At 39.3% G+C, this 23,052-nt stretch carries 21 protein-coding genes; 9 read left to right on the top strand and 12 right to left on the bottom strand.

Annotated features, from left to right (window positions below):
* Positions 1–42: 42 nt before the first annotated feature.
* Together JNUCC25_RS06000 and JNUCC25_RS05995 are read left to right on the top strand one after the other, a co-directional pair.
* Positions 43–408 carry a MerR family transcriptional regulator gene (locus JNUCC25_RS06000; protein WP_013055894.1) on the top strand — a complete coding sequence of 122 codons (366 nt, stop codon included), beginning with the start codon at positions 43–45 and terminating at the stop codon, positions 406–408.
* A gap of 59 nt (positions 409–467) precedes the next feature.
* Positions 468–1,823: a hemolysin family protein gene (locus JNUCC25_RS05995; protein ID WP_029325050.1), complete on the top strand. Its 1,356-nt coding sequence runs from the start codon at positions 468–470 to the stop codon at positions 1,821–1,823.
* 52 nt (positions 1,824–1,875) lie between these two features.
* On the opposite strand, the gene JNUCC25_RS05990 is transcribed toward JNUCC25_RS05995, so the two are convergent.
* From JNUCC25_RS05990 to JNUCC25_RS05975, 4 genes are read right to left on the bottom strand one after another with little or no spacing between them, the layout of a single operon-like run.
* A complete protein-coding gene (locus JNUCC25_RS05990) occupies positions 1,876–2,586 on the bottom strand; it encodes an ABC transporter ATP-binding protein (RefSeq protein ID WP_013055892.1) in 711 nt (236 codons plus the stop codon).
* Complete coding sequence (locus JNUCC25_RS05985) at positions 2,583–3,725, bottom strand: ABC transporter permease (RefSeq protein ID WP_029325049.1); 1,143 nt, start codon at positions 3,723–3,725, stop codon at positions 2,583–2,585. The genes JNUCC25_RS05990 and JNUCC25_RS05985 overlap by 4 nt, the downstream gene beginning before the upstream one ends.
* Positions 3,722–4,945, bottom strand: coding sequence for an ABC transporter permease (locus tag JNUCC25_RS05980; protein ID WP_029325048.1), 1,224 nt, complete (start codon positions 4,943–4,945; stop codon positions 3,722–3,724). The genes JNUCC25_RS05985 and JNUCC25_RS05980 overlap by 4 nt, the downstream gene beginning before the upstream one ends.
* Before the next feature lie 14 nt (positions 4,946–4,959).
* A complete protein-coding gene (locus tag JNUCC25_RS05975) occupies positions 4,960–6,654 on the bottom strand; it encodes a hypothetical protein (protein ID WP_454222958.1) in 1,695 nt (564 codons plus the stop codon).
* A 516-nt stretch (positions 6,655–7,170) separates the two neighbouring features.
* Between JNUCC25_RS05975 and JNUCC25_RS05970 the strand changes: the two genes are divergently transcribed.
* Complete coding sequence (locus tag JNUCC25_RS05970) at positions 7,171–7,488, top strand: iron-sulfur cluster biosynthesis family protein (RefSeq protein ID WP_013055888.1); 318 nt, start codon at positions 7,171–7,173, stop codon at positions 7,486–7,488.
* Between the two features lie 56 nt (positions 7,489–7,544).
* On the opposite strand, the gene JNUCC25_RS05965 is transcribed toward JNUCC25_RS05970, so the two are convergent.
* Both JNUCC25_RS05965 and JNUCC25_RS05960 read right to left on the bottom strand, forming a co-directional pair.
* Positions 7,545–7,862, bottom strand: a complete 318-nt coding sequence (locus tag JNUCC25_RS05965; protein WP_013082157.1) for a hypothetical protein — start codon at positions 7,860–7,862, stop codon at positions 7,545–7,547.
* 15 nt (positions 7,863–7,877) lie between these two features.
* Positions 7,878–8,348, bottom strand: coding sequence for a MarR family winged helix-turn-helix transcriptional regulator (locus tag JNUCC25_RS05960; RefSeq protein WP_029325046.1), 471 nt, complete (start codon positions 8,346–8,348; stop codon positions 7,878–7,880).
* Positions 8,349–8,508: 160 nt separating this feature from the next.
* Between JNUCC25_RS05960 and JNUCC25_RS05955 the strand changes: the two genes are divergently transcribed.
* Entirely contained in the window at positions 8,509–10,179 is a 1,671-nt protein-coding gene (locus JNUCC25_RS05955) for an alpha-keto acid decarboxylase family protein (protein WP_098287377.1), read from the top strand.
* A gap of 52 nt (positions 10,180–10,231) precedes the next feature.
* On the opposite strand, the gene JNUCC25_RS05950 is transcribed toward JNUCC25_RS05955, so the two are convergent.
* Both JNUCC25_RS05950 and nagE read right to left on the bottom strand, forming a co-directional pair.
* Positions 10,232–10,951 carry a DUF554 domain-containing protein gene (locus tag JNUCC25_RS05950; RefSeq protein WP_013055884.1) on the bottom strand — a complete coding sequence of 240 codons (720 nt, stop codon included), beginning with the start codon at positions 10,949–10,951 and terminating at the stop codon, positions 10,232–10,234.
* Between the two features lie 163 nt (positions 10,952–11,114).
* Positions 11,115–12,992: an N-acetylglucosamine-specific PTS transporter subunit IIBC gene (nagE, locus tag JNUCC25_RS05945; protein ID WP_377535824.1), complete on the bottom strand. Its 1,878-nt coding sequence runs from the start codon at positions 12,990–12,992 to the stop codon at positions 11,115–11,117.
* Between the two features lie 327 nt (positions 12,993–13,319).
* Between nagE and nagA the strand changes: the two genes are divergently transcribed.
* The 4 genes from nagA to JNUCC25_RS05925 all read left to right on the top strand — a co-directional run bounded on the left by nagA (position 13,320) and on the right by JNUCC25_RS05925 (position 16,849).
* The gene (nagA, locus tag JNUCC25_RS05940; RefSeq protein WP_029325043.1) at positions 13,320–14,504 is read left to right on the top strand and encodes an N-acetylglucosamine-6-phosphate deacetylase; all 1,185 of its coding nucleotides are present in this window, start codon (positions 13,320–13,322) and stop codon (positions 14,502–14,504) included.
* 2 nt (positions 14,505–14,506) lie between these two features.
* The gene (gene nagB, locus JNUCC25_RS05935; RefSeq protein WP_029325042.1) at positions 14,507–15,238 is read left to right on the top strand and encodes a glucosamine-6-phosphate deaminase; all 732 of its coding nucleotides are present in this window, start codon (positions 14,507–14,509) and stop codon (positions 15,236–15,238) included.
* A gap of 144 nt (positions 15,239–15,382) precedes the next feature.
* Positions 15,383–16,108 carry a GntR family transcriptional regulator gene (locus JNUCC25_RS05930; protein WP_013055880.1) on the top strand — a complete coding sequence of 242 codons (726 nt, stop codon included), beginning with the start codon at positions 15,383–15,385 and terminating at the stop codon, positions 16,106–16,108.
* Between the two features lie 15 nt (positions 16,109–16,123).
* Positions 16,124–16,849, top strand: coding sequence for an SIS domain-containing protein (locus JNUCC25_RS05925; RefSeq protein ID WP_064471447.1), 726 nt, complete (start codon positions 16,124–16,126; stop codon positions 16,847–16,849).
* Between the two features lie 215 nt (positions 16,850–17,064).
* Here the strand turns inward: JNUCC25_RS05925 and JNUCC25_RS05920 are convergent, their stop codons facing one another.
* The 4 genes from JNUCC25_RS05920 to JNUCC25_RS05905 all read right to left on the bottom strand — a co-directional run bounded on the left by JNUCC25_RS05920 (position 17,065) and on the right by JNUCC25_RS05905 (position 19,409).
* Positions 17,065–17,550 carry a hypothetical protein gene (locus JNUCC25_RS05920; RefSeq protein WP_454222953.1) on the bottom strand — a complete coding sequence of 162 codons (486 nt, stop codon included), beginning with the start codon at positions 17,548–17,550 and terminating at the stop codon, positions 17,065–17,067.
* A 477-nt stretch (positions 17,551–18,027) separates the two neighbouring features.
* Positions 18,028–18,486, bottom strand: a complete 459-nt coding sequence (locus JNUCC25_RS05915) for a GNAT family N-acetyltransferase (protein WP_029325039.1) — start codon at positions 18,484–18,486, stop codon at positions 18,028–18,030.
* 1 nt (position 18,487) lies between these two features.
* The gene (locus tag JNUCC25_RS05910) at positions 18,488–18,766 is read right to left on the bottom strand and encodes a YesK family protein (protein ID WP_013055877.1); all 279 of its coding nucleotides are present in this window, start codon (positions 18,764–18,766) and stop codon (positions 18,488–18,490) included.
* A 133-nt stretch (positions 18,767–18,899) separates the two neighbouring features.
* Positions 18,900–19,409 carry an SUKH-4 family immunity protein gene (locus tag JNUCC25_RS05905; protein ID WP_223268954.1) on the bottom strand — a complete coding sequence of 170 codons (510 nt, stop codon included), beginning with the start codon at positions 19,407–19,409 and terminating at the stop codon, positions 18,900–18,902.
* 454 nt (positions 19,410–19,863) lie between these two features.
* Here JNUCC25_RS05905 and JNUCC25_RS05900 point away from each other — a divergent pair, with 454 nt between their 5' ends.
* Positions 19,864–23,052, top strand: a complete 3,189-nt coding sequence (locus tag JNUCC25_RS05900) for an Ig-like domain-containing protein (protein WP_454222950.1) — start codon at positions 19,864–19,866, stop codon at positions 23,050–23,052.

The following is a 23,052-nucleotide window of genomic DNA, read 5'->3' as shown; positions in this document are numbered from 1 at the left end:
TCTGATGGGGTTGCGACATACAAAATTGGCGAACTTGCAGAGATGGCACATGTAACGAAACGCACGGTCGACTATTATACCAACATTGGGTTGTTAAAAGCAGAACGCTCTGCTTCTAACTATCGCTTTTATAACGAAGAAGCGCTGAAACGTCTTTACTTAATTGAAAAATTAAAAAGCGAAGGCCGTTCTCTTGAAGAGATTTCTTCTCTATTTTCTATAGAGCAATCCGAGAATAGCCACTCCAAAGACGAATTAGCATCCAAATTTTACGTACTAAACGACAGTTTAAAAGAAGTTGCACCGCTTATGGAAAAGCTTAATGAAGAAGATCGAAAAGTAATGATGAATCGGCTCTCACCAGAAAGCGTCACTCTTTTGCACTCTTTACTGCTGCTGCTGTCGTAAATTTATTATTTACAGGAGGTGTTTACTTACTTTATAGCACTATAAAGTAAGTATATTCATTGATAACCATTAACTTAATTATTTTTGCGATTTTAATTGTACTCACTGCTTTTTTCGTTGCTTCAGAGTTTGCAATTGTGAAGCTTCGTAGTTCACGGGTAGATCAACTTGTTGCTGAAGGAAAAAAAGGAGCGAATGCGGTTAAAACCGTGACGACACACTTAGATGAGTATTTATCTGCGTGTCAGCTTGGTATTACGATTACTGCTTTAGGACTCGGTTGGTTAGGAGAACCGACTGTTGCGAAGATTTTAGAACCCCTGTTTGACAAAATGGGTGTTGCTGCATCTTTAACACATATTCTTTCATTCATTATCGCATTTGCGCTTGTAACGTTTGTTCACGTAGTAGTTGGTGAATTAGCGCCAAAAACATTTGCGATTCAAAAAGCTGAAACAGTTACGTTATTGTTTGCTCGTCCGTTAATTTTATTCTATAAAATTATGTTCCCCTTCATTTGGTTACTAAATGGTTCTGCCCGTTTATTAACTGGAATGTTTGGATTAAAGCCAGCTTCAGAGCATGAACTTGCGCACAGTGAAGAAGAGCTGCGCATCATTTTATCAGAAAGTTTTAAAGGCGGGGAAATTAACCAGTCTGAATATAAGTACGTGAACAACATTTTCGAATTCGATAACCGTGTTGCTCGCGAAATCATGGTACCAAGAACAGAAATTTCAGCTGTTTCTGAAGACGACAGCATTGAAGATTTCTTAAAGCTTGCTGTAGAAGATCGCTACACCCGTTACCCTGTTACCGTTGACGGAGACAAAGATAACATTATTGGATTAGTCAACGTCAAAGAGATTCTAAACGATGTCGTAATTAACGATGCGTTAAAAAAGCAAAGCGTGAAGCTTTATATGAATCCTATTATTCAAGTAATTGAAACTGTAGCGATTCAAGACCTATTGCGCTCGATGCAAAAGAAACGTACGCATATGGCTGTGTTGATTGACGAGTACGGCGGTACGGCTGGTATCGTTACCGTTGAAGATATTTTAGAAGAAATCGTTGGAGAAATTCGAGATGAGTTTGATACAGATGAAAAGCCGCTTGTTCAAAAAATCAGCGATCAGCATTTTGTCTTTAACTCAAAAGTACTGCTTGAAGAAGTTAACGAAGTGCTTCATATCGAAATTGAAAACGACGATATCGATACAATCGGCGGCTGGATGCTAATGCAAAATATCGATATCCAGGAAAGCGAATCGTTCAAACTTTTTGGATACGAGTTTATTGCAAAAGAAATGGACGGTCACCAAATGAAAGAAGTAGAAGTACGTGCCCTTCCTGAAGAAGAACGCGTGCAGTCTGAAAGTCATTCACCAGAACAAGAAGTTACACAAGCATAATAGAAAGAGCCGCTTCTTTATGAACCGGCTCTTTTTTTATTATTGCTTTATCTTAATCATGTAGCAGCTTATACACAACGTTCTCTTCTGCCTCTTCCCCAGTCTTTTCCTTCGCCTGGTCCATGGTGCCGACAAATTCCAGCTTTCCCTCCTTTAAGACCGCAAACCGATGACACACGTCTAAGATTTCATTCAAATCGTGGGTAATATAGATAATCGTCTTTCCTTTTGCCGCCAGCTGTTTAATATAACGAATGATCTCAAGCTTGGACTGCAAATCAATTCCGACTGTCGGCTCGTCCATTAACAAAACGGACGGTTCATGAATAAGTGAAACGGCTATGTTTAGCTTTCGCTTCATGCCTCCTGATAAATTTTTTACTTTTTCCTTCCATCTTCCTTCGAGCTGTACAGCTGAGCAAAGAGACTGAAGCTGTTCATTCGACAGAGAGCGTGAAGTCATTTTGCTCCACATTTTCATGTTTTCTTTTACGCTAAGCTCTTCCCACAGCGCTATGTCTTGTGGAACGTAGCCAATGACTTCTCGAATCGCTTTTTGATTTTTCTTAAGCGATAAGCCTCCAATCGTGACATTCCCGCTTGAAGGAGCCGTAATGGTAGACAAAATAGACAGAAGCGTCGACTTACCAGCGCCGTTTGGTCCTAAAAGACCAATGACTTCTCCACTTTCTACGGTCAGCGTAACATTTGCTAACGAACGTTTTTTTCCGTATGTTTTGCTAACATTGTTAATTTCAATCATTTGATGCTCCTCACATTCCACACTATTTTAAATGCGCACAAACATATACATGCAATGGAAACAGCTATCTCTTTCCAAATGAACGTAAGCGGCAGTGCATGCTGATACAGAAGCAGATGCTGCGGAAGCCACTGACTTATTTTTTCAATCGTTGCAGAAAGCTCTCCTACCGGGAAAAAGCTCCCTCCTATTATACTGAGTCCTGTGACCATGACAACGCTGATCATATAATAAGATCCAACTCGCTGACTTTCACTTGCAAGCCATGTGCTAAAAGCAACGCACACAATCACATAGATACACATATACAGCAGCACACCGTAAGACTCTACTCCATACAGCCATTTAAATAGAGCAAAGCTTATGAGAGCTTGAAGCACGTATAGCACAGCATAAGCAGCGCTGACGCTTCGAATATAACCGTAAAGTCCTTTTTGCATCGTTTTCATTCGTTTGAAAAGGTGCCTCCGCTCTTTAATCATCCAATCTGATGTAATGCAGCAAAGTAAAAGCGTAAAGAATCCCCATAGCGGCACGTATCCGGTCATTTGAACGTTCCCTTGCTTCGTACGCTTCGTTCCTTGCGCCTCGTAATCAATTGTCATCAGCGGCTTTGGCTTCCACTGGTTATCGGTATAACGATACGCTTCTTTCCATAAATCCGGTCCCGCATGAATGTTATAAACTTTATATAAAAAACGCACTTCATTTGCCGCTTTAACATTTGTCGTTAACCTTGTCACTTCACTCGCCACGACTTCTCGAACCGCTTCTGTGGCAACTGAAGAAGGCAGCGTGAGCAAATCAATGACTCCTTGATAATTCCCCTCTTCTACTTCTTGTTGAAATCCGTTAGGAAACATAAAAATGCTGTCAATTTTATTTTTAGCCAGCTCCTTTCTCGCTTGTTCTTCGTTCAGAGAAAGAAACTGAATTTCTGTTGTTTTCTGTAGTCGATCCATCACTTGTTTAGACATGTTGCTGTGATCTTGATCGACAAGAGCAACGGGTATTTTTGAATCACTTTGTACTTTTGCTAAAAATGAGCTGCTAATAATCGTTCCTATTAAAGGTAAAAAGAAAATCATGATAACAAGCATAGGGCGCTTCAGCAGCTGCTTTATTTTTTCACTAATCATTTTCTCCACCGCCTTTGCAAAGTCATCACGTAGCCAACAGCAAGAACAAAACTTCCTGTTGCCGTAATGAGAATAGGCTTAAGGTAAAGAAAAGCTTCGTTTGTGTTATATCCATCAAATTCATAAAATAACAATTCCAAGACTCTGGTGTTGAGTGACCATTTCTGAAAACCACTCGCCCAGTCCGGTAAATAGACGACCGGCACAACATGTCCACTTAAAATCGCACTCAGCAAAATAAACAGCAAACCGGTTATTTGATAAGCTTTTTGTGATAAAAAAAGAACCCGAAGCAGTAAAAACAAACATAAAAAAGCAAACAAACTTCCGCTTACCCCTAAAAAAAGCTCTCCGTACGTACCGGTTACAGGCAGTTTCAGTTCTTTAATGAGACTTCCAAACAAAACGACAGAGACCGGTAGCAAAAGAACATACAGAGCCGTCAGCTGTGCTAAATAAATGTGAACAAACGATACACCTCTTGTTTTCATTCGAGCCAGCACGGGAAAAGTCTGCGTTTCACTAGCAAGCAGCCATCCGCCGTAGCTCCAAATCATAAGCAGCAAAGCAGCAAAAGACAGGACATAATATTGCTTCATATCCTGCTGAAAGAAACTCGTTTCTATTTGTTCATCAAATAAACTTCCTCTATCTAGTACGTGAAGCCCAAACGTCACCAAGCTCTTCTTAAATTCTGCGCGTCTATTTTTATCGGAAACATTTTCTTTTTCTAAAAAGGCATCAACCGTATTAATACCGCTTTGAGCAGCTGACGTGTAGTCAGCTGCACTTTCCATCACGTAGCGAAACAGCTGTGACTGAAGCGGCTTATTGCTATTTCCAATGACGTGTAAAGGCTGATTTTTTCCATGAGCAATATCGTGACTAAAACCTTTTGGCAGCGTCACAATGGCTGCCACTTTATTTTGCTGCAGCAGCTGTTTAGCTTTCTGTTCATTCGTGTAAAGAGGCTTCATGATCTTGCGAAGCTTACCTTCAGTCAGCTGTTCGATGACGTACTTCGTTTGTGCAGTATCATCTTTATCCACAATTGCCACGGGGAACCGATTTACTCTCTCCTCACCTTGCATGGTCTGACTAATAATGATCCCTGCTCCAAGTAAAAACAGAGCAGGGATCATTATTAGCAGTATGAAAGATTTTATATTTTTCAATAGAGCTTTACATGTAAAAAGAGTCAAAGAGAAATATATCTTCATCTGCTTTGCACCTTTTAGTAACCAGCGGTTCCCATATTCATCATGAGACCTTGAACATTTTTAGCGAAATTTTCTTGAATCGACAGCATATCTTCAGGCGTTACATCTTTTACGTTTGTTGCATTAGATGCGTCAAGCTCTGGAATAGTTGCTGCTTTTTTTAATTGAGAAGCAGAGTCAATTTTTAACGTAACGTTTGCCGGATCTGCTTTTGGTCCTATCTTTGTACGAATATCAAACGAATAATCTGCTTTTCCTTTTGAAGCACTTATTGCTTGATTCTGCTTTACTTCCCCGTTTACTACTAGATCTTCTTGATCACCTAAGTCTAAAGAGAAAGTACGGTCAGCCGTTTGTTTCGCATCGGTTTTACCATTGATTACCGAATTCATTTTAAACGTCATATTCGTGTCTTCATCTTTTGAATCTTTTGTTAACAAATGAATAGACATGTTTTCTTTTCGTTTTTCACTTTCCGTTGTTACGTCATTTTTCATATCAAACGTAAACGCATCATCGGTAGTGCTATCCGCTAGAACTGCTTTAAACTGCTTAGCCGTTTTGTTATCTTCATACGGAATATTTTTAGTCACCACGTTAAGTTTGCCTTTATCGTTAGAAGCATTTTTTACGCCCATGTTCATATCGCGAGCTACCACAACATCATCTTGAACGTACACAGTTGATTTCACACCGCCAGGGTAAGTCGTATCTTTTGCTTCTTTTTGGAAGTCTTGAAGACTTTCTTTTACTGATTTTTTCAATTCTTTTGGATCTGCCATATCTTTTAATTCTGGATTCGTTGCTGCCGAAGATTTAAACAGCTTAGATACGTGATTTGCATAGATGGTATGAAGCTTGTCATCTTTTGCTACTTTCGCAATAAGCTTATCCATAAATTGTTTTGTTTCTTTATCAGACATGTTAAGCGTCACGCTTGTTAACTGAAGCGTTTTGCCATTTGTTTTATAATCCACATTTTTTTCTTTTGTAAAATAATCGCTGTCTAACTCATCATAAATGAACGTTCCGTACTCTTTTGCAATGTAGGTCTTTTCTTTTTCCGTTAACTTTAAGTCTTCTAAACTCACGTTGCTTGTGTTAATATCAAGCGTTTCAGGACCAGAATAAGAAGGATCGAACTTACGCGCTACCTGTCCATATTCGTCTAAGTTTAAATAGAAATATTCATTTGCTAGAATCGGGGCTTTAAAGCCTATTCTTTCTTTCGTTTGAAAACCTTCTAGGTCAAGCGCTTTTGAACCGCCGATATTAAGAGCCAGTGAACCGTATCCTTCACTTTTTTTCGGATCTTGTTCCGCTTTAATTTTAATTTCAGCTTTACTGATAAGATCTTGAATCATTTTAAAGCTTGGATCATACGAAAGTGAATCCATGTTAAAGCCGCCTTTGATAGTAGCATTTGTAGCAGAAGGCTGCTTCATCGCTTTTTCCTGATAAGCCATCGTTTCACTGTACTTTGTTTCTAATTCATCAGCTGCTTTTTGATACGTATTTACTTCAGAAATTAAGTATAATTGCTTAGGAGATTTTTTAAATACCGTAGCAAATGTAATTGCTCCTCCAATAATAACAATTAAAGCTGCTAAAATGATAATCCATTTAGCCGGCGCTTTTTTGGGAGCGGGCGCTGTTTCTAGCGAAGCCGCTGTTTCGTCTGTTGTTCTGTTTTGATCTTTCTCACTCATCTACACCAGAACCTCCTATGTATTTTGTTAGTCACTTTGTACATGATAAGGAATGGTTTCCATAAATTCTACTATTTCGACAAAATAAGACAATAATTAGTCCGATAAACCGATGTCTTTCGGTGCAATATCGTGTGCAAAGCACTCTACTTAAGTACCCAATATATTGAAAATAAAACCAATTATTCAAAACTATCTCAATAACTATTAAAATAGGTAAATGACTTAACTTCTTATTTTTTTACAACATATTCCTATTTTTAAGCATTTACACCTAAGAATTACGAATCGGCGTTTTTCTATAGTCGATCTCTTTTTCATTTAATAACATACAGGTGATATCTATGTACGCCTTTATGAAAAGATGATAAAAAAGCAGCGTTTTGTTCTAGTTCGAAAGGGAAATAATAAATATAAGAAAGCTTTTTTCTTGCCGGTGATATAAAAATCGAATAAAGTATTGTTAAATATATTTTACACAATTTAATTTGAGGATAGAAAAAGGAGGATATCATTATGAATATACGCGTCACTCCTTCTGCAAAAGAAGCGTTGCAGAACGTAGAACAAAATCAAATGATTCAGCTTTCTTTTGATCGAGGAAGCTGCGATATTGTTAATACAATTTATGAAATGAAGATCATCTCAAAGCGCAGCCTTCAACCCTATGAAAAAGTTGTAACGGTTGAAGACTTAGAATTTATTGTTGATGATGACATGGAAGAAGTATACGACAATGAGCTGGTGATTGATCACGCAGCAGGTGCTTTTGTCTTCAAAAATCACAACCAAATCTTTAATAACCGCGTAGGATTGCGCTATATTAATTCATAGAAAAAAGCAGGGAACTTCCCTGCTTTTTTTCCTTGCATATGTTAGTAAACTCGCTTCTATCGATTGACCTTTAACCGCTCTTGGATAAATAACAACACGTTCACAAGGCTATTTTCTTCATATACATTCACCTGCTGACGCTTAAATTCTCCTTGTTCATGATAGTAAATAATATCTCCCGTTCCTTTGTCTTCATTCATATGTAAATGAAAACTGAGCGGCGTTGCCAAAATAGATCCGTCTTCATCTCGCTGAAGAATTTGACAAAGCGTTTGATTCCCTTGTTTTTCAGATAAAAAGTCATAGCCAAATTGACGTGCTAACTTCTCCACTTGTGCAGCAATAAGAGCTGTAATCTGTTGATTGTCTTTCATATCTCTAGTTTCTCCTTACTTATTTTCTTTTTTTATATTCCATGCTTCATAGCCGGAACGAGTTTTTGATAGTTTTTCCATAATATCGAACCACGCTTGTTCATGACCTTCACCAGCTTCAGAAAAAATAGCCGATAACTGCTCACGCTGTCGATTACTTAATTCTTTTTCTAATTCCCGTCCTTCATCCGTCAAAAACAGCTGCTTTACTCGACGATCATGCGCTGCTTCTTCACTAATCATTAATTCTTTTTCAACCAATTTTTTCATTGGACCGTGCAGCGCTTGTTTTGTGACTTCTAGCAATGCCAACAGCTCGTTCACACTAAGTCCCGGAAACCTCGCAATGAAAAATAAAATACGATGATGAACGCGCTGAATTCCATACTTTTGAATAATTTGATCCGGCTCCTCCGTAAACGTTTTATAGGCAAAATAAAATAAAGCCAGCACATCATTCATTTGCTGCTTCTTATTTTCGTCCATTTATGTCACCTGCTTTCTCTACGCTCTGAGTATCTTCTTATCAGTATACTATATTCTGAACTTATAGCGCTAAAGGTCAATATACTTGACTAAAAACACTTATTCTTCTACACTTTATTTAAGTCAACTATGTTGACATATTATTTCGAGGTGATGAAGTATGAGTAGCAACTATACAATCGGACATTATTTATTAGATCGTTTAGCCGAATTAGGTGTTCACCATATGTTTGGTGTACCTGGCGATTATAATTTATCTTTTTTAGATGAAGTCATTGATCATAAAGAAATAGAATGGATCGGAAATTGTAATGAGTTAAATGCAGCTTATGCTGCTGATGGCTATGCAAGAGTTAATGGAATGGCCGCGCTCATTACAACATTTGGTGTCGGTGAATTAAGTGCTGTTAACGGTATTGCAGGATCTTACGCTGAACGTGTACCCGTCGTTAAAATTACGGGAACTCCTACAACAAATGTAATGGATAATGGTTTGTACGTTCACCATACGCTTGGAAACGGAAAGTTCGATCATTTTTCAACTATGTATAAAGAAGTAACTGTAGCTCAAACGTTCCTTACACAGGAAAATGCAGCTCAAGAAATTGACCGCGTACTTCTTACATGCTGGACTGACAAAAGGCCTGTTCACATTAATTTGCCAACCGACGTATATGATAAGCCCATTAGCAAACCCTACAACTCATTATTAGACAGTGCCATTTTAAGTAACGAAGAAACATTGAAACAAATGATAGTAGACGTTCCCGAAAGAATCAATTCAGCCAAAAGGCCCGTTATACTGGCAGACTTTGAAGTAACTCGATACGGAGCACAGAAAGCTTTGCTGCAATTCGCTGAGAAAACCGGTTTTCCTGTTGCAACATTAAGTATGGGAAAGAGTGCTTTTAATGAAGCACACCCTCAGTTTATCGGTGTTTACAACGGAGATTTAAGTTCTTCTTATGTGCAAAAACGTATAGATCAATCAGATTGCATCATCAGCGTTGGAGTAAAATTAACGGATTCAATAACAGGCGGATTTTCTCACCAATTTTCAAAGGACAATGTTATTCATATTCACCCATTTTCCGTTCAGTTTAACAGCACAAAATATGCACCTGCTACAATGATTGATTCTTTACACGCATTAAGCAGTGCAATTACAAAAAGAAAAGCGGAAGATTTGGATATTCTTTCTCTCACTTCACAGATAGCTGCTAAATCATATACTGCAGCTGAAACCGAGATAACGCAAGAAAGGTTCTTTGAACGAATTGCTGCTTTCCTTCATGAAAATGATGTACTGTTGGCGGAACAAGGAACATCTTTTTTCGGAGCAGCAACCATGCCGCTGCCAAAAGACACAACATTTATCGGCCAGCCGCTTTGGGGATCTATCGGCTACACACTCCCTGCTCTTTTAGGATCACAGCTTGCCGACAAAAACCGACGCAACGTATTGCTTATCGGCGACGGTTCATTTCAATTGACAGCACAAGAGCTGTCAACTATGCTGCGTCAACATATTAAACCGGTAATTTTTCTAATTAATAATGACGGCTATACGGTAGAACGTGCGATTCACGGCGAAAATCAAGTATATAATGACATTCAAATGTGGAATTATCAAGAGCTTCCCGCTGTGTTAGGCCCTAAAGACCGGAGTATAACTTTTAAAGTTCGTACAGAAATAGAGCTGGAGGAAGCTTTAATATTGGCCGAACAGAATTATCAACATCTCGTATTTATTGAAGTTATGATGCACCGAGACGATAAACCTGCTCTGCTTGCCGAACTTTCAAAACGATTTGCAAATCAAAACGTATAAGCTAATAACTGTAACACAAAAAGCTTGTGAGTCATGCTCACAAGCTTTTTCCTCATAAAAAATATGTATGCTGCACAACTACAATCACAACCGCAATTAAAATCGAAGGCAATAAATTAGCAACTTTGATTTTAATAATTTCTAATAAATTAATCCCTATTGCTAAAATTAGCACGCCGCCTACTCCTGTTACTTCGGCAATGATACTATTCATTAAATCTTGCGGCACGACCGCATTAATTTGCGTAGCAAATAACGAAATGATGCCTTCGTACAGAAACACGGGCACCGCTGAGAAAATAACGCCTATTCCAAGCGTAGTGGTTAATAATAATGAGATAAATCCATCCATCACCGCTTTCGTAAACAATACGCTGTGATCGCCTCGTATTCCGCTGTCTAATGCTCCTACAATCGCCATCGCTCCAATAACAAAAATTAAAGTTCCTGTCACAAAGCCCTGTGAAATACTGAATGCTTGCTTTTCGTTTTGCTGCGATTGAAATTTTCGTTCAATCATATTACCTAAAAGGTTTAGCTTTTCATCTAAATCGATGAACTCACCAATAACCGCTCCAATGGCTAAGCTCAAAATTACAATTAAAAACTGATGGCTTTTAAAGCCCATTTGCAGACCGAGCGTGATAACCGATAAACCCATCACTTGCATCACCGTCACGCTTACCTTTTCAGGAATGCGGTGAGCAAGCTTGCCCATTAATGTTCCTACAACAATCGCTAGTCCATTTACTAATGCTCCTATAATAAACATGTTGTCACCTTTACTGCAAATAATACCGCTTCTTTTTTCATTTGCTCTACTTCCTCTCTGCTCCGCACTAGCTGTATCAAACACACTAAATTTTAACACAAAATTCTTTCAATTATGAAGAAAAGAAAAAAAGCATAAGCTCAGACGAGCTTATGCTTTTTTATTAAAATGTAATAACGTCTTTTGTACCTTGCTTTTGGTAGCCTGTTTTTAACAGCTTCACTTCTTTATCTGCAGGCAAGTTGGTAAATACAACTGGTGTCACAATAGACGGCGCATGCTTTTTAACATAGTCTAAATTCACTTGTAAAAGCGGCGTTCCTTGTTGAATGCTGTCACCTTCTCGAACAAGCGCTTCGAATCCTTCTCCTTTTAAATTCACCGTATCTAATCCAACGTGAATCAGGATTTCAATTCCTTCTGCTGTTTTTAATCCAATCGCATGTTTTGTTGGGAATACGGTCATCACTTCACCGTCAATCGGTGATACGAGCGTTCCTTCAATAGGTTCAATCGCAAAACCGTCGCCCATCATTTTTTGTGAAAACACTTGATCTTCTACTTCACTAAGCGGCTTTACAACGCCTTCAAACGGTAACACAAACTCTGTGTGTGCGTCTGCTTGGACAGCCTGTTGTTCAACAGGTGCAGCGGTTGACGCTGTGCCGTATTTAACTAATTGATTCATTGCGTCTGCAACAAACTCTACTTCTGTTCCGACAATGACTTGAACATTTGTTTTGCTGAGCTTCATGATTCCTCTCGCTCCGTGACGCTTTAAGGCAGCTTCGTTAATGTTGCCGGCATCAGCTACTTGTAAACGAAGACGAGTCGCACAGTTATCAATTACGGTTAAGTTTTCTTTTCCGCCTAAATCTTCAATAAAATAAGACGCCATATCCACATATTTATCGCCTGTTGCCACAACCGTTTCGTTTGATGTGTCTACTTCTTCATCATCTTCACGTCCCGGTGTTTTTAAATTTAATGCTTTGATCAGCGTGTAGAAAATGACAAAGTAAATGACTGCATACACAATTCCAATTCCTGCTAACAGCAGCGGTTTTTGTGAAATTCCGTAGTTTAAGAAGAAATCAATGGCCCCTGCTGAAAATCCAAATCCAGCGTGAATACCAAGTGCAACGGCTAAAGCCATCGAAATTCCCGTTAAAACGGCATGAATAACGTATAATAGCGGTGCTACGAACATAAATAAAAATTCAATTGGTTCCGTAATTCCCGTTAAAAAAGAAGTAACAGCAAGTCCGATTAACATACCGCTGACTTGTTTGCGTTTTTCTTTTTTAGCTGCTGCAACCATCGCAAGCGCAGCTGCCGGTAAACCAAACATCATAACCGGGAAGAATCCAGACATAAATGTTCCTGCCGTTGGATCGCCTTTAAAGAAGCGGTTCAAATCTCCCGTTACGCCGTGATAGTCTCCGAATACAAACCATACTAAGCTGTTTAACACGTGATGCAGTCCAATTGGAATCAACAGACGGTTCAAAAATCCGTATATACCTGCACCAAGCGCTCCTGCTCCTGTAATCCACGTTCCTAAGTTGTTAATTTGATCTTGAATCGGCGGCCAAATAACGCCAAAGATTCCTGCAAGCGCGAGCATAACGACTGACGTAATAATCGGTACAAACCGCTTTCCTGCAAAGAAGCCGAGCCACTCTGGCAGCTTAATGGCTGAGAAACGATTGTATAGTAAACCAGCCGTTACCCCTGAGACAATCCCGCCCAGTACACCCATGTTAATATCTTTATCAATAGCTACAGTCCCTTTTGTTAAAACAAAATAACCGACTACTCCGGCAAGTGCTGCTGCGCCGCTTCCATCTTTTGAAAGCCCTACAGCAATTCCGAGTGCAAACAGTAGTGCTAAATTCGCAAAAATCGCATCTCCGGCTTGAGCCATAAACGGAATATCCAATAAGTCCTTTTGACCCAAACGAAGAAGCAATGCCGCAGCAGGTAATACTGCGATTGGCAGCATAAGCGATTTACCAATACGTTGTAAAAAATTCAGCATGTTTCTATCCCCTTTGTATAACGTATTTAACCCGATGTTACGAGCAAGGATTTTCGTAACAATATTTATCGGATGACAAGTTACCGCATTCATCCCGGCCTATGATTACATCATCAGCTGACATAACGGCGGTTTTACTGCATGGACTCATACTAGCACATAAAATATATAGTTGTCTATACCAATTTTCTTTTTAAAAACCTTTCTATATCAATGTTAAAAGCCCTTACAAAACTTTCTAGTTCACAAAAAAAAATCAACTGGTCTAGACAACTATTCCAAAAAGCGTTACACTTAAATCAATACAACGAGCAAAGGAGTGTATGTATGGATACACATTCATCCATCATTATTTATAATGTAACCGTTTATAGTGAAAATCAGACATTAAAAAACGGGTATATTAAACTAACGAACAAAAAAATCACTGAAATCGGAGAGATACATCAATACGTACGTCAGCCAAAAGACCATGTAATTGAACTTTCTCCTTCCTATAAAGTTATTCCGGGTGCCATTGATGTGCATATTCATGGCGTTAACAATGCCGATGCGATGGACGGTACAGCAGAAGCATTAAAAACAATGGCGCGCACGCTCCCAAAAGAAGGTACAACAAGCTTTTTAGCAACCACTATGACGCAGTCGAATGAAGCGGTTGAAAAAGCGCTTCGCAATGCCGGCACTTATATCGAAGAGCAAACAGATGCGGATGCTGAAGTAGTTGGTATTCACTTAGAAGGTCCGTTTATTTCACCAAAACGTGCGGGCGCACAGCCGCCTACTCACATTCAAGATCCGAATGTGACACTGTTTCAAGAGTGGCAAAAAGCAGCCGGAGGACATATTAAACTTGTTACATTAGCTCCGGAGCAGCCAAACGGCTTAGCGCTTACTTCTTATTTAAAAGAAACAAACGTCGTCGCTTCTATTGGCCATTCCGACAGCACATACGATCAAGTTGGTGAAGCCATCGAAGCAGGAGCATCTCATATTACGCACTTATATAACGGCATGCGCGGTCTTCACCATAGAGAGCCGGGCGTATTAGGGGCCGCGTATTTGAGAGATGAATTATTTGTAGAGCTGATTACAGACGGCATCCACTGCCGACCTGAAATGGTCAAGCTTGCGTACGATCAAATTACAAGTGAACGCATGATTCTTATCACGGATTCTCTTCGTGCCAAATGGCTAAAAAACGGTACGTATGATTTAGGAGGGCAGCCTGTTCACGTAAACGACACAACCGCTACACTTGCAGATGGAACATTAGCAGGAAGCATCTTAAAGATGAACGATGCGATTAAAAACACGGTGAGCTTTACGAACTGTTCATTAGAAGACATCGTAAAAATGACTGCTGAAAACCCAGCAAAACAGCTTAATCTGTTTGATACAAAAGGAAGCATCAAAATTGGAAAAGATGCGGATATCGTGGTGTTAAATGAAAACTTAGATGTTGAAATGACATTTTGCCGAGGCACATTGAGCTTTAAAAAGGAGGACTAACAATGAATATCATCCAAGTGAAAAATTACAGTGAAATGAGCGCAAAAGCAGCTGATATGCTGATTAGCAAACTTCATGAAAAACCAAATATGAATCTGGGACTTGCAACGGGAGGCACGCCGAAAGGATTATATGATCGTTTAATTCAAGATCATAAGGAGCACGGCACGTCTTACAAACACGTTACTTCATTTAACTTAGATGAATATGTCGGAATGAAGCCGCAAGATCCAAACAGCTATCACTACTATATGGCAGATGCGTTATTTAATCATATTGATATTGACGTAAGCAACACGCACGTTCCTAACGGCCTAGCTGATACGCCTGAAGAAGAATGCCGCCGCTACGATGAAATGATTCAAAATCACGGAGGCATTGACCTTCAGATTCTTGGAATCGGCCAAAACGGACATATTGGCTTTAACGAACCTGGTACGTCATTCAACTCTCCTACTCATATTGTGACGTTAGAAGAGTCAACGCGAAAAGCGAATGCGCGCTACTTTAATTCTCTTGACGAAGTGCCTACTCAGGCCATTACAATGGGAATTGAATCGATTATGAAAAGTAAAGAAATTTTACTGCTTATCTCCGGGGAAGCCAAAGCAGAAGCGATGTATCAGCTGCTTAACGGAGAAATCACAGAAGACTTTCCTGCTTCTATTTTAAAGAAGCATCACTGTGTTACAATTATTGCGGACCAAGAAGCTTTAGCTAAAGTGAGCCTTTGAAAGAATAGTCAAGTAGGCTGTCCCGACTATAATCAATCCGTCTTTATGAAAGAAAGGTGTCTGGCTATTAGTTAGAGTATATATAGATAACATACCTCCTCGTCTTTTTTAGATGAGGAGGTTTACATAAAGGAGAGAACTTAAGTGATTGATAAAAGCTCACCTCTTCCGATTTATTATCAAATTGAAGAACAGTTGAAAAAACAAATTGAAAACGGAGAGTTAAAACCAAATGATTCGCTTCCTTCTGAACGAGAGTTTGCAGAACGATTTGAAATCAGCAGAATGACCGTTCGCCAAGCGATTAACAATTTAGTAAACGACGGTTATTTATACCGTCAAAAAGGCCGGGGCACCTTTGTGTCTGAAAAAAAACTGGAGCAGCAGCTCGTTGGATTAACGAGTTTTACAGAAGATATGAAAGCGCGCGGAATGGTGCCAAGCAGTAAGCTGCTGAGCTTTGAAATTATTGCGGCTTCAGAAAAAATTGCCGAGCAGCTGCAAATTTCTCTTCATGCACCTGTTTATGAAATCAAGCGTATTCGTTTAGCTGACGACGTGCCAATGGCACTTGAAAGCGTGTATGTATCCGCTAACTTAGTCAAAGGCTTAACAGAATCCATTGTTAATGACTCGCTCTATCGCTATATTGAAGAAGAGCTCGGGCTGAAAATCGGCGAAGCCAATCAAACGTTAGAATCCATTTTAGCTTCTGAAACCGAAGTGAAGCATCTTGGAATCAGCTCATATTCACCCGTTCTATTGATTCAAAGAAATACGTATTTGCAAGACGGCACGCCGCTTGAAGTGGTGAAGTCTTCGTACCGAGCAGACCGCTATAAGTTTACGATTAATATGACACGATCTTAACTAAGGAGTTTTTTTATGTCTAGTTTATATCTACAGGAACTAACAAAACTGCTTGCCAAAGTGGAGGCGCATGAACAGCAGGCCATGGAATCCGCAGCCGAGAAAATCTCACAGCAATTAGCTTCTCATCACCTCATTCATTTATTTGGGTGCGGTCATTCTCATATTTTAACGGAAGAAGTGTTTTACCGTTCCGGAGGGCTTGCGCCGATTCACCCTATTTTTGTAGAAGAACTGATGCTTCATAAAGGAGCTTCGCGCTCTTCGCAGCTAGAGCGTAAAAACGACTATGCCTCTACCTTTATGGAAAAAGAAGATATCGTACCAGGCGATATCATGATTGTAATTTCTACGTCGGGCGTAAATCCCGTTCCGGTTGATGTGGCCTTAATTGCAAAAGAAAAAGGCGCCTTTGTTATCGGGCTTACCTCTCCTTCTTATGCCACGAGCCGGGCTTCGCGACATAAAAGCGGAAAATATCTTCATGATGTCGTGGATCTTGTTATTAACAATCACATTCCAAAAGGAGACGTTCTTCTTCATCAGCAAGACATTTCTTTTGCTTCTGGTTCCACTGTAATTGGAGGCGCTATCCTAAATGACGTCCTATCTAAAGCCATTCAAAAACTGCTCAGCCGCGGCATTACGCCTCCTGTCTTTTTAAGCGGAAACATGGAAGGTTCAGATAAACATAACCAGCGGTTGATTGATGCTTACAAAGGAAGAATTACTGCCCTATAACAGCCCCTGCGGCTGTTTTTTGCACAAAAAAAAGATGCTTGAAAGCATCTCATCAAAGTCGGACTGTACGATTTGGACTAGATCTCCTCTTTATCAGTAGAAGTCTTGTTCACAGCACCATAACCTACTTATCCGACATAATTACTATGTTTAACATAAGTATACTCTTTTATACCTTAGGTGTCAAATAAGTTATAAGAAATTTCGTAGTGCATTCATTTGAAGATTTTCTTACGGTAATGTTCCAGCTGACTTTTAGCTTCTTTCATAATTGTTGTATGTATGATTTCATCCGTGATGTTAAAATAATTGTCTCCGTACTGATAGTCATCTATCATATCACTAATTTCAAGCCAACCTACTAACTCCCTCGGACAGTCGAGTTCAATGAACATGGTGTATAAGTGATCGGCTTCTGTTAGCGCCATTTCTTCATGCTGCACAATTGTTTGAAGCCGCATATAGATCAGGTAATCTGTACATTCCTGTTCACTCGGTTCCGATAAGGAAAGCTCTTTTAAAGTACGCTGAAAATAATCTTCTATTTCAAAGAGATTATAAGGTGGGCGGAGAGAAGCTAAAATAGAAAGAGATAAAGAATCCTGTTCATGTTCCAGCATAGAAAGTGCCCATGGTAAATAATGTTTTTCCGCTGTGACACTCTTTTGATAAATGTAATAAAAGAGCTCGCGTGTATCCATAGAACTCCTCCTTCCTTTTTCATGCCGACACAATTTCAAATAGTTTACCATATCTATAAATTTTTATCTGTAGCTTTCTGCCAAAATTTTGTATAAGATTTTCTGCTGCATCTCACAAAAAAGAACCTGCATCAAAACTGATGCAGGTTCTTCCCTTCATATCATGCTACTTATTTCATGTTCATTTGCCCTTGTGAGGCCCTTTCGCTACGTATATCGGTTCATAACGAGAGTGCCAATTGTCAGATCAGAATATCTGCTTTTCATGTGAGGTAATACGTTTGCTGAAGTTGCTGTTAAGTATTCCAAAACGAAACCAGTCCCTTCATGAAGCTAAGTATTTACCTTTCACAGTAGCCTTAGAAAAATTTCTATCGGCTCTGTACTATTTGTATACCACGTTTCAATTGAACTAAACTAAAAAATTCATTTTAATCAAAAAATTCTTACCACAGGGATACAACCATTAACAGCGAATTACAAATGAAGCTTTAATCCTTCGTGAGAAGCTGTGAATCCAAGCTTTTGATAAAAACGCAAAGCCTCTGACCGTTCCTTGTCGGTTGTTAATTGTACTAACTGACAGTTACGTTCTTTCGCTCGTTCAATCGCCCATGTAATCAGCTGATATCCAACTCCTTTTCCGCGCTCTGACGAAGCGGTTCGAACTCCTTCAATCGTTGCTCTCCACCCGCCTTGTCGTGCAATGTGGGGCGTAAAGGTTATTTGTTGAACACCTATTACTTCACTATCTTTACATGCGACAATCAGTTCATTGTTTGGGTCCGCATCAATTGCCTGAAATGCTTGAACATAACAGTCTGGAAGCGGTAATTCGTAGCGCTCTCGTTTGCTGCCAAGCATATCATCAGCGAGCATTCCAACAATTTGATCTAAATCTTCCCGCACTGCTTCTCTAAAGGTTATTTCTCTCATTTCAAACAGCACCTTTCCCGTGTCTATTTATGATATTAAAAAGAACACTGACGAACAAGCTCAGAACCGACGCCAAGAACAAAGCAGCCGCTAAAGCACCAAGACCCATTCCTTCAAAGCCGCCAACTCCAAATATGCTATATAGAAATAGAAATATGCTTATTAGCATGCTGCTAAGTGAAATTCCGTACTGCACGGGCGAGTTCCTTCTATAGAAGAAATACGACGCACCAGCAAGCAGCACAAAGAAAGCACCCATTAATCCAAATAAAGAAATCATTTACACCTTCCTCCCTCTTCAAAAAAAGGAATTTATATCCATTATATACTATCATTTTTATTTATTCTATCTAGCCCTGCAGCCACAACTAAATAGACATGACCAAAACGGTCATGTCTATTTTTCTACTATATTAAAAAGAAAGTTCTTTGAACCAAAAAGAATAAGGGGCTAAGCAAGCTTCATCAATTTCATTCATACGTTTTTTGCATCGCTGCAGCACCTCAGCAGGAATGTGTCTCTCTAAGTATGCAGATTCTCCGTTAGCTTGAATCGTTTCTTCTACTAGCTCTTCAAACACATCTAAGCATGCTAAAAACTGCGGAAAAGTTGTATTAATAAAACGCTCACAGTCATCGTTGGACGTATCGAGCAGCACAACCGAACCGTTTTTTTGATGAAGACAAATTGGATCTCCAGCGCCTGTTGTTCCTAAAAACCAATAGTGCTGGTAGCGAGATGATAACTCAAATGTTTCGCATAGCGTTATTAGCTTTCCTTTGGATGAAACGAACTCTAGAAATGGTGAAGCTTCTTTGGGCAATCCTTTTTCTGTTAGCAACTTCTTTGTCTCTTTATCAATATCAAGGGGTGCAAGCTGTTCGGCATCAAACTTCATTCGTTTTTCCTGTCGTTGCATCACATTTGACAACTTCTTTCACTCCTTTTCACCATTTGCTCTTTCTTTGCTTTTGTTTATTATAAAAGAAATCCAGCTCGTATTATATGCTACAAATGAACTTAATTAGACTGAAAATTTTTCCAATCTTTATTTATATAGCCCGATTTCCTCTTTATAAACACAGGTAAAAAGAAACCGACCAGATTTTCTCCAGTGAATTCTGCTTTGAAAAATAATTCTCATTCCCTTCTTCCCTTTTCAGCGTACTCTCGCCTCTTATAAACAGGCTCAATCTTTATTATTCCAATTTTTTCTACTTTTTGCAACTAGGACTTATCTCACCATTTCTTATGCAAGATTAATAACTTGACAAAATAATAAAATAAGCAACAGTAATTATTTACAAATTTTTAAACTTTATGGTTTAATAGGTATGTAATTCCTGTTTTTTACTATATTTTTTTGGAGGTTTAACATGAAAAAAGGGTCAATTTATCGTTTTATTGCTTTTGCTTTAATGTTCACCTTGTGTTTTAGCCAATTAGGCTTACTGAAAACACAAGCGGCAGGCAATCCTCCTGCTAATGAAAAAACATTAAGCATCGGTAAAGCAGCAAAAGGAACATTTACAGAACCAGAACAAACACATTGGTACAAAATTAATCCTTCTAAGCAAGATGTAGCAAAGTTTTCACACTACCGAATTAAGCTTCAAAGTGATGATGAAGTAAACATCACGGTTTACTCTAGTCTTGAAAATGCCAAAAACAACGTGGCATTTGACCGTTATATGGGATACTCCTACAAAGATGAGCCTGCTCAGCTTGATTTTCCAATCGCTTGGACTGGCCCTTATTACGTGAAAGTTGAGTATTATGGAAGCGAAGACGGCATGATTGAAGAAGATGCGGAAGATGGTTCAACTTCTCCAGAACCACAGCCGGAAGAAAAAACAGAAGTTCCATATACAATCAGCTATGAAGGCGCTTCACTTCCTCCTTCTCAAATGATGGAAGAAGAATGCCCGGCTGAATTAAGTGCAAGCCAAAAAGAAAACGGAAAAGGTATTTTAAAAGATTTGCGTACGATTCGCGACGCTGTGCTTTCAAAAACAGCAGGCGGAAAAGACCTTTCTTCTCTTTACTACAAAGCCGCTCCGTTTATCAGCTCTAAAATGATTATCGATAAATCGATGCGCGAACAAGTATACAAAGATTTAGTTCAGCTAAAGGGTCTATTTACAGATGTGGCGAAAAACGGCGCATCAAGCACATATATGATTACAAGTGCTGATCAAAAAGCAATCAATGATTTATACAGCATCGCTTATAAATCCGTTCCGACTGCTTTAAAGAAAGACTTAGAAAAAGTAGCAGCACAAACAAAATTAAAAGACGTAACGGACTTAAATGTATCGTCTGTATTAGTAAGAGCTAAGTTAGTCAGCGCAAACAGCGTTTCAACAAAAGCTGAAACTCGCTATATCGTTAAATTAAAAGATGGTGCAAATGCTAAATCATTCAAAACAAAAGCACAGTCAAAATCAGCAAGCATTGAATCTATTAATCCATTAAAACAATCAGCTGCTTCTTTTGATAATATGTTTGTTATTCAATTAGATGACAGCAATGCAAAAAGCTTCAGCACGTCATCTGCTCAAGGTAAAATGACGGCAAAACAAATTCAGGCACTTCCTGAAACTGAATTTATCGAGCCGGTTCAAGAGTACCACGCTCTTTCAATGGATTCACAATATCCGTATCAATGGTCATTAAACAATACGGGTAAAAATGACGGTACGCAACATGCCGATATTCAATACGAATCGCTTGAAAAATTACTAAACGGTCAAAAATTAAAAGATACGGTTATTGCCGTTGCGGATACGGGCGTCGATTCATCACTAGCTGATTTAAAAGGCGTGGTGGATACAAAAACAGGCTATAACTACGTGGATCGTTCGTCGAATGCAACTGACGACAACGGACACGGAACTCACGTAGCAGGTATTATCGCAGCCTCTGCAAACAATAACTATTCAATGGCCGGCATTAATTCTCACGCTAAAATTTTACCGGTTAAAATTCTAGACGCATCTGGAAGCGGAGATACAGAACAAATTGCGTACGGTATTAAATACGCGGTTGATCACGGTGCAAAAGTCATTAACTTAAGCCTTGGCGGATCTTACAGCCGCGTGCTTGAATATTCGTTAAAATACGCATACGATCATAACGTAACGGTTGTAGCTGCAAGTGGAAACGACGGTATGGAAGAGCTCTCTTACCCTGCTTCATCTGCCTATGCGATTTCAGTAGGCGCGTCAAACCGTTTAGATATCGTATCTGACTACTCAAACTATGGAAAAGGATTAGATATTACAGCTCCTGGCTCTGATATTCCAAGTCTTGTTCCAGACGGGAACGTCACTTATTTAAGCGGAACATCAATGGCAACACCTCACGTCGCAGCCGTTGCGGGATTATTACTATCACAAAACCCAGGCTTAAAGCCAAAAGACGTTGAAAAACGCCTAACGGATACAGCTAAAGATATTAAATTCGATGAAAAAGATGCTCCTGTATACGATGATGAAGAAAGTCCGTTAGAGCCCCCTGCTCCAGGCTACGATTACGTATCAGGATGGGGACGTTTAAATGCGTACAGCGCGGTAAGTGCACAACAGCTGCAAGCGCAGGTAAATACATTTGTCAGCACGCAAAAAATTGTTACAGGTAAAGCTCAAAGCGGTTCAACTGTTAAAGTAATGAACGGCTCAAAAACACTTGGCACAGTTAAAGCTGATGCAAAAAATACGTTCTCTGTGAACATTCCAGCTCAAAAAGCTGATACCGTTTTACAAGTGGTTGTCACAAATGGAAAAGCAAGTACGAGCATTCGTGCAGTTGTTCAAAAAGCACCTGCCAAACCAGCGGTAAAAGCCGTAACGAATAAAGATGAGTACGTAACAGGAACGTCTAAAGCGAATTTTACGGTAAATGTTAAAAACAGCGCTAAGAAAGTGATTGCTTCAGCAAAAGCTGATGCAAAAGGCGCGTTCAAAGTGAAAATTCCAAAACAAAAAGAAAACACAGTCTTGTACATCACGGCTACAAACAGCCAAAAACAAGAAAGTGAAGAAGTAAAAGTAACGGTGCGTGATGTTATTGCTCCAAATGCCCCTAAAGTAAATCAAGTCAGCGACGCGGATACAACTATTAAAGGAACAGCTGAAGCAAATGCATCTGTTGTAGCGAAAGTGAACAACAAAGAAATCGGCAAAGCAAAAGCCAATGCAAAAGGTCAGTACAGCATAACAATTAAAAAACAAAAAGCAGGTACAGCAATCAGCGTAACAGCAGCAGACGCAGCCAACAACACAAGTAAAGCTACGACTGTAAAAGTGAGCGATAAAACTCCCCCTGTCGCACCAAGCGTAAATGCTGTCACAACAAAAAGCACGGCTGTAACAGGTAAAGCAGAAGCAAATGCTACCGTAACGGTAACAGTAAACAAAAAAAGCATTGGCTCTGCTGCTGCTAACAGCAAAGGGCAATACTCAGTAAAAATTAAAAAGCAAAAAGAAAAAACAGTCTTAAGCGTAACCGCAAAAGACAAAGCGAACAATACGAGTAAAGCAACAGCAAAAACGGTGACAAAATAA

It is taken from the genome of Priestia sp. JNUCC 25, assembly GCF_053667915.1.
This window is presented reverse-complemented; position numbering and strand designations above follow the sequence as displayed.

Excerpts from the sequence above, each read along its gene's own strand:
- JNUCC25_RS05980 (WP_029325048.1), bottom strand. The coding sequence starts at position 4,945 with ATGAAGATATATTTCTCTTTGACTCTTTTTACATGTAAAGCTCTATTG.
- JNUCC25_RS05910 (WP_013055877.1), bottom strand. The coding sequence starts at position 18,766 with ATGATTTCTTTATTTGGATTAATGGGTGCTTTCTTTGTGCTGCTTGCT.
- JNUCC25_RS05990 (WP_013055892.1), bottom strand. The coding sequence starts at position 2,586 with ATGATTGAAATTAACAATGTTAGCAAAACATACGGAAAAAAACGTTCG.
- JNUCC25_RS05955 (WP_098287377.1), top strand. The coding sequence starts at position 8,509 with ATGAGTAGCAACTATACAATCGGACATTATTTATTAGATCGTTTAGCC.
- JNUCC25_RS05965 (WP_013082157.1), bottom strand. The coding sequence starts at position 7,862 with ATGAAAGACAATCAACAGATTACAGCTCTTATTGCTGCACAAGTGGAG.
- nagA (WP_029325043.1), top strand. The coding sequence starts at position 13,320 with ATGGATACACATTCATCCATCATTATTTATAATGTAACCGTTTATAGT.
- JNUCC25_RS05985 (WP_029325049.1), bottom strand. The coding sequence starts at position 3,725 with ATGATTAGTGAAAAAATAAAGCAGCTGCTGAAGCGCCCTATGCTTGTT.
- JNUCC25_RS05925 (WP_064471447.1), top strand. The coding sequence starts at position 16,124 with ATGTCTAGTTTATATCTACAGGAACTAACAAAACTGCTTGCCAAAGTG.
- JNUCC25_RS06000 (WP_013055894.1), top strand. The coding sequence starts at position 43 with ATGGCACATGTAACGAAACGCACGGTCGACTATTATACCAACATTGGG.
- JNUCC25_RS05960 (WP_029325046.1), bottom strand. The coding sequence starts at position 8,348 with ATGGACGAAAATAAGAAGCAGCAAATGAATGATGTGCTGGCTTTATTT.
- JNUCC25_RS05950 (WP_013055884.1), bottom strand. The coding sequence starts at position 10,951 with ATGTTTATTATAGGAGCATTAGTAAATGGACTAGCGATTGTTGTAGGA.
- JNUCC25_RS05970 (WP_013055888.1), top strand. The coding sequence starts at position 7,171 with ATGAATATACGCGTCACTCCTTCTGCAAAAGAAGCGTTGCAGAACGTA.
- JNUCC25_RS05900 (WP_454222950.1), top strand. The coding sequence starts at position 19,864 with ATGAAAAAAGGGTCAATTTATCGTTTTATTGCTTTTGCTTTAATGTTC.
- JNUCC25_RS05920 (WP_454222953.1), bottom strand. The coding sequence starts at position 17,550 with ATGGATACACGCGAGCTCTTTTATTACATTTATCAAAAGAGTGTCACA.
- JNUCC25_RS05975 (WP_454222958.1), bottom strand. The coding sequence starts at position 6,654 with ATGAGTGAGAAAGATCAAAACAGAACAACAGACGAAACAGCGGCTTCG.
- JNUCC25_RS05915 (WP_029325039.1), bottom strand. The coding sequence starts at position 18,486 with ATGAGAGAAATAACCTTTAGAGAAGCAGTGCGGGAAGATTTAGATCAA.
- nagB (WP_029325042.1), top strand. The coding sequence starts at position 14,507 with ATGAATATCATCCAAGTGAAAAATTACAGTGAAATGAGCGCAAAAGCA.
- nagE (WP_377535824.1), bottom strand. The coding sequence starts at position 12,992 with ATGCTGAATTTTTTACAACGTATTGGTAAATCGCTTATGCTGCCAATC.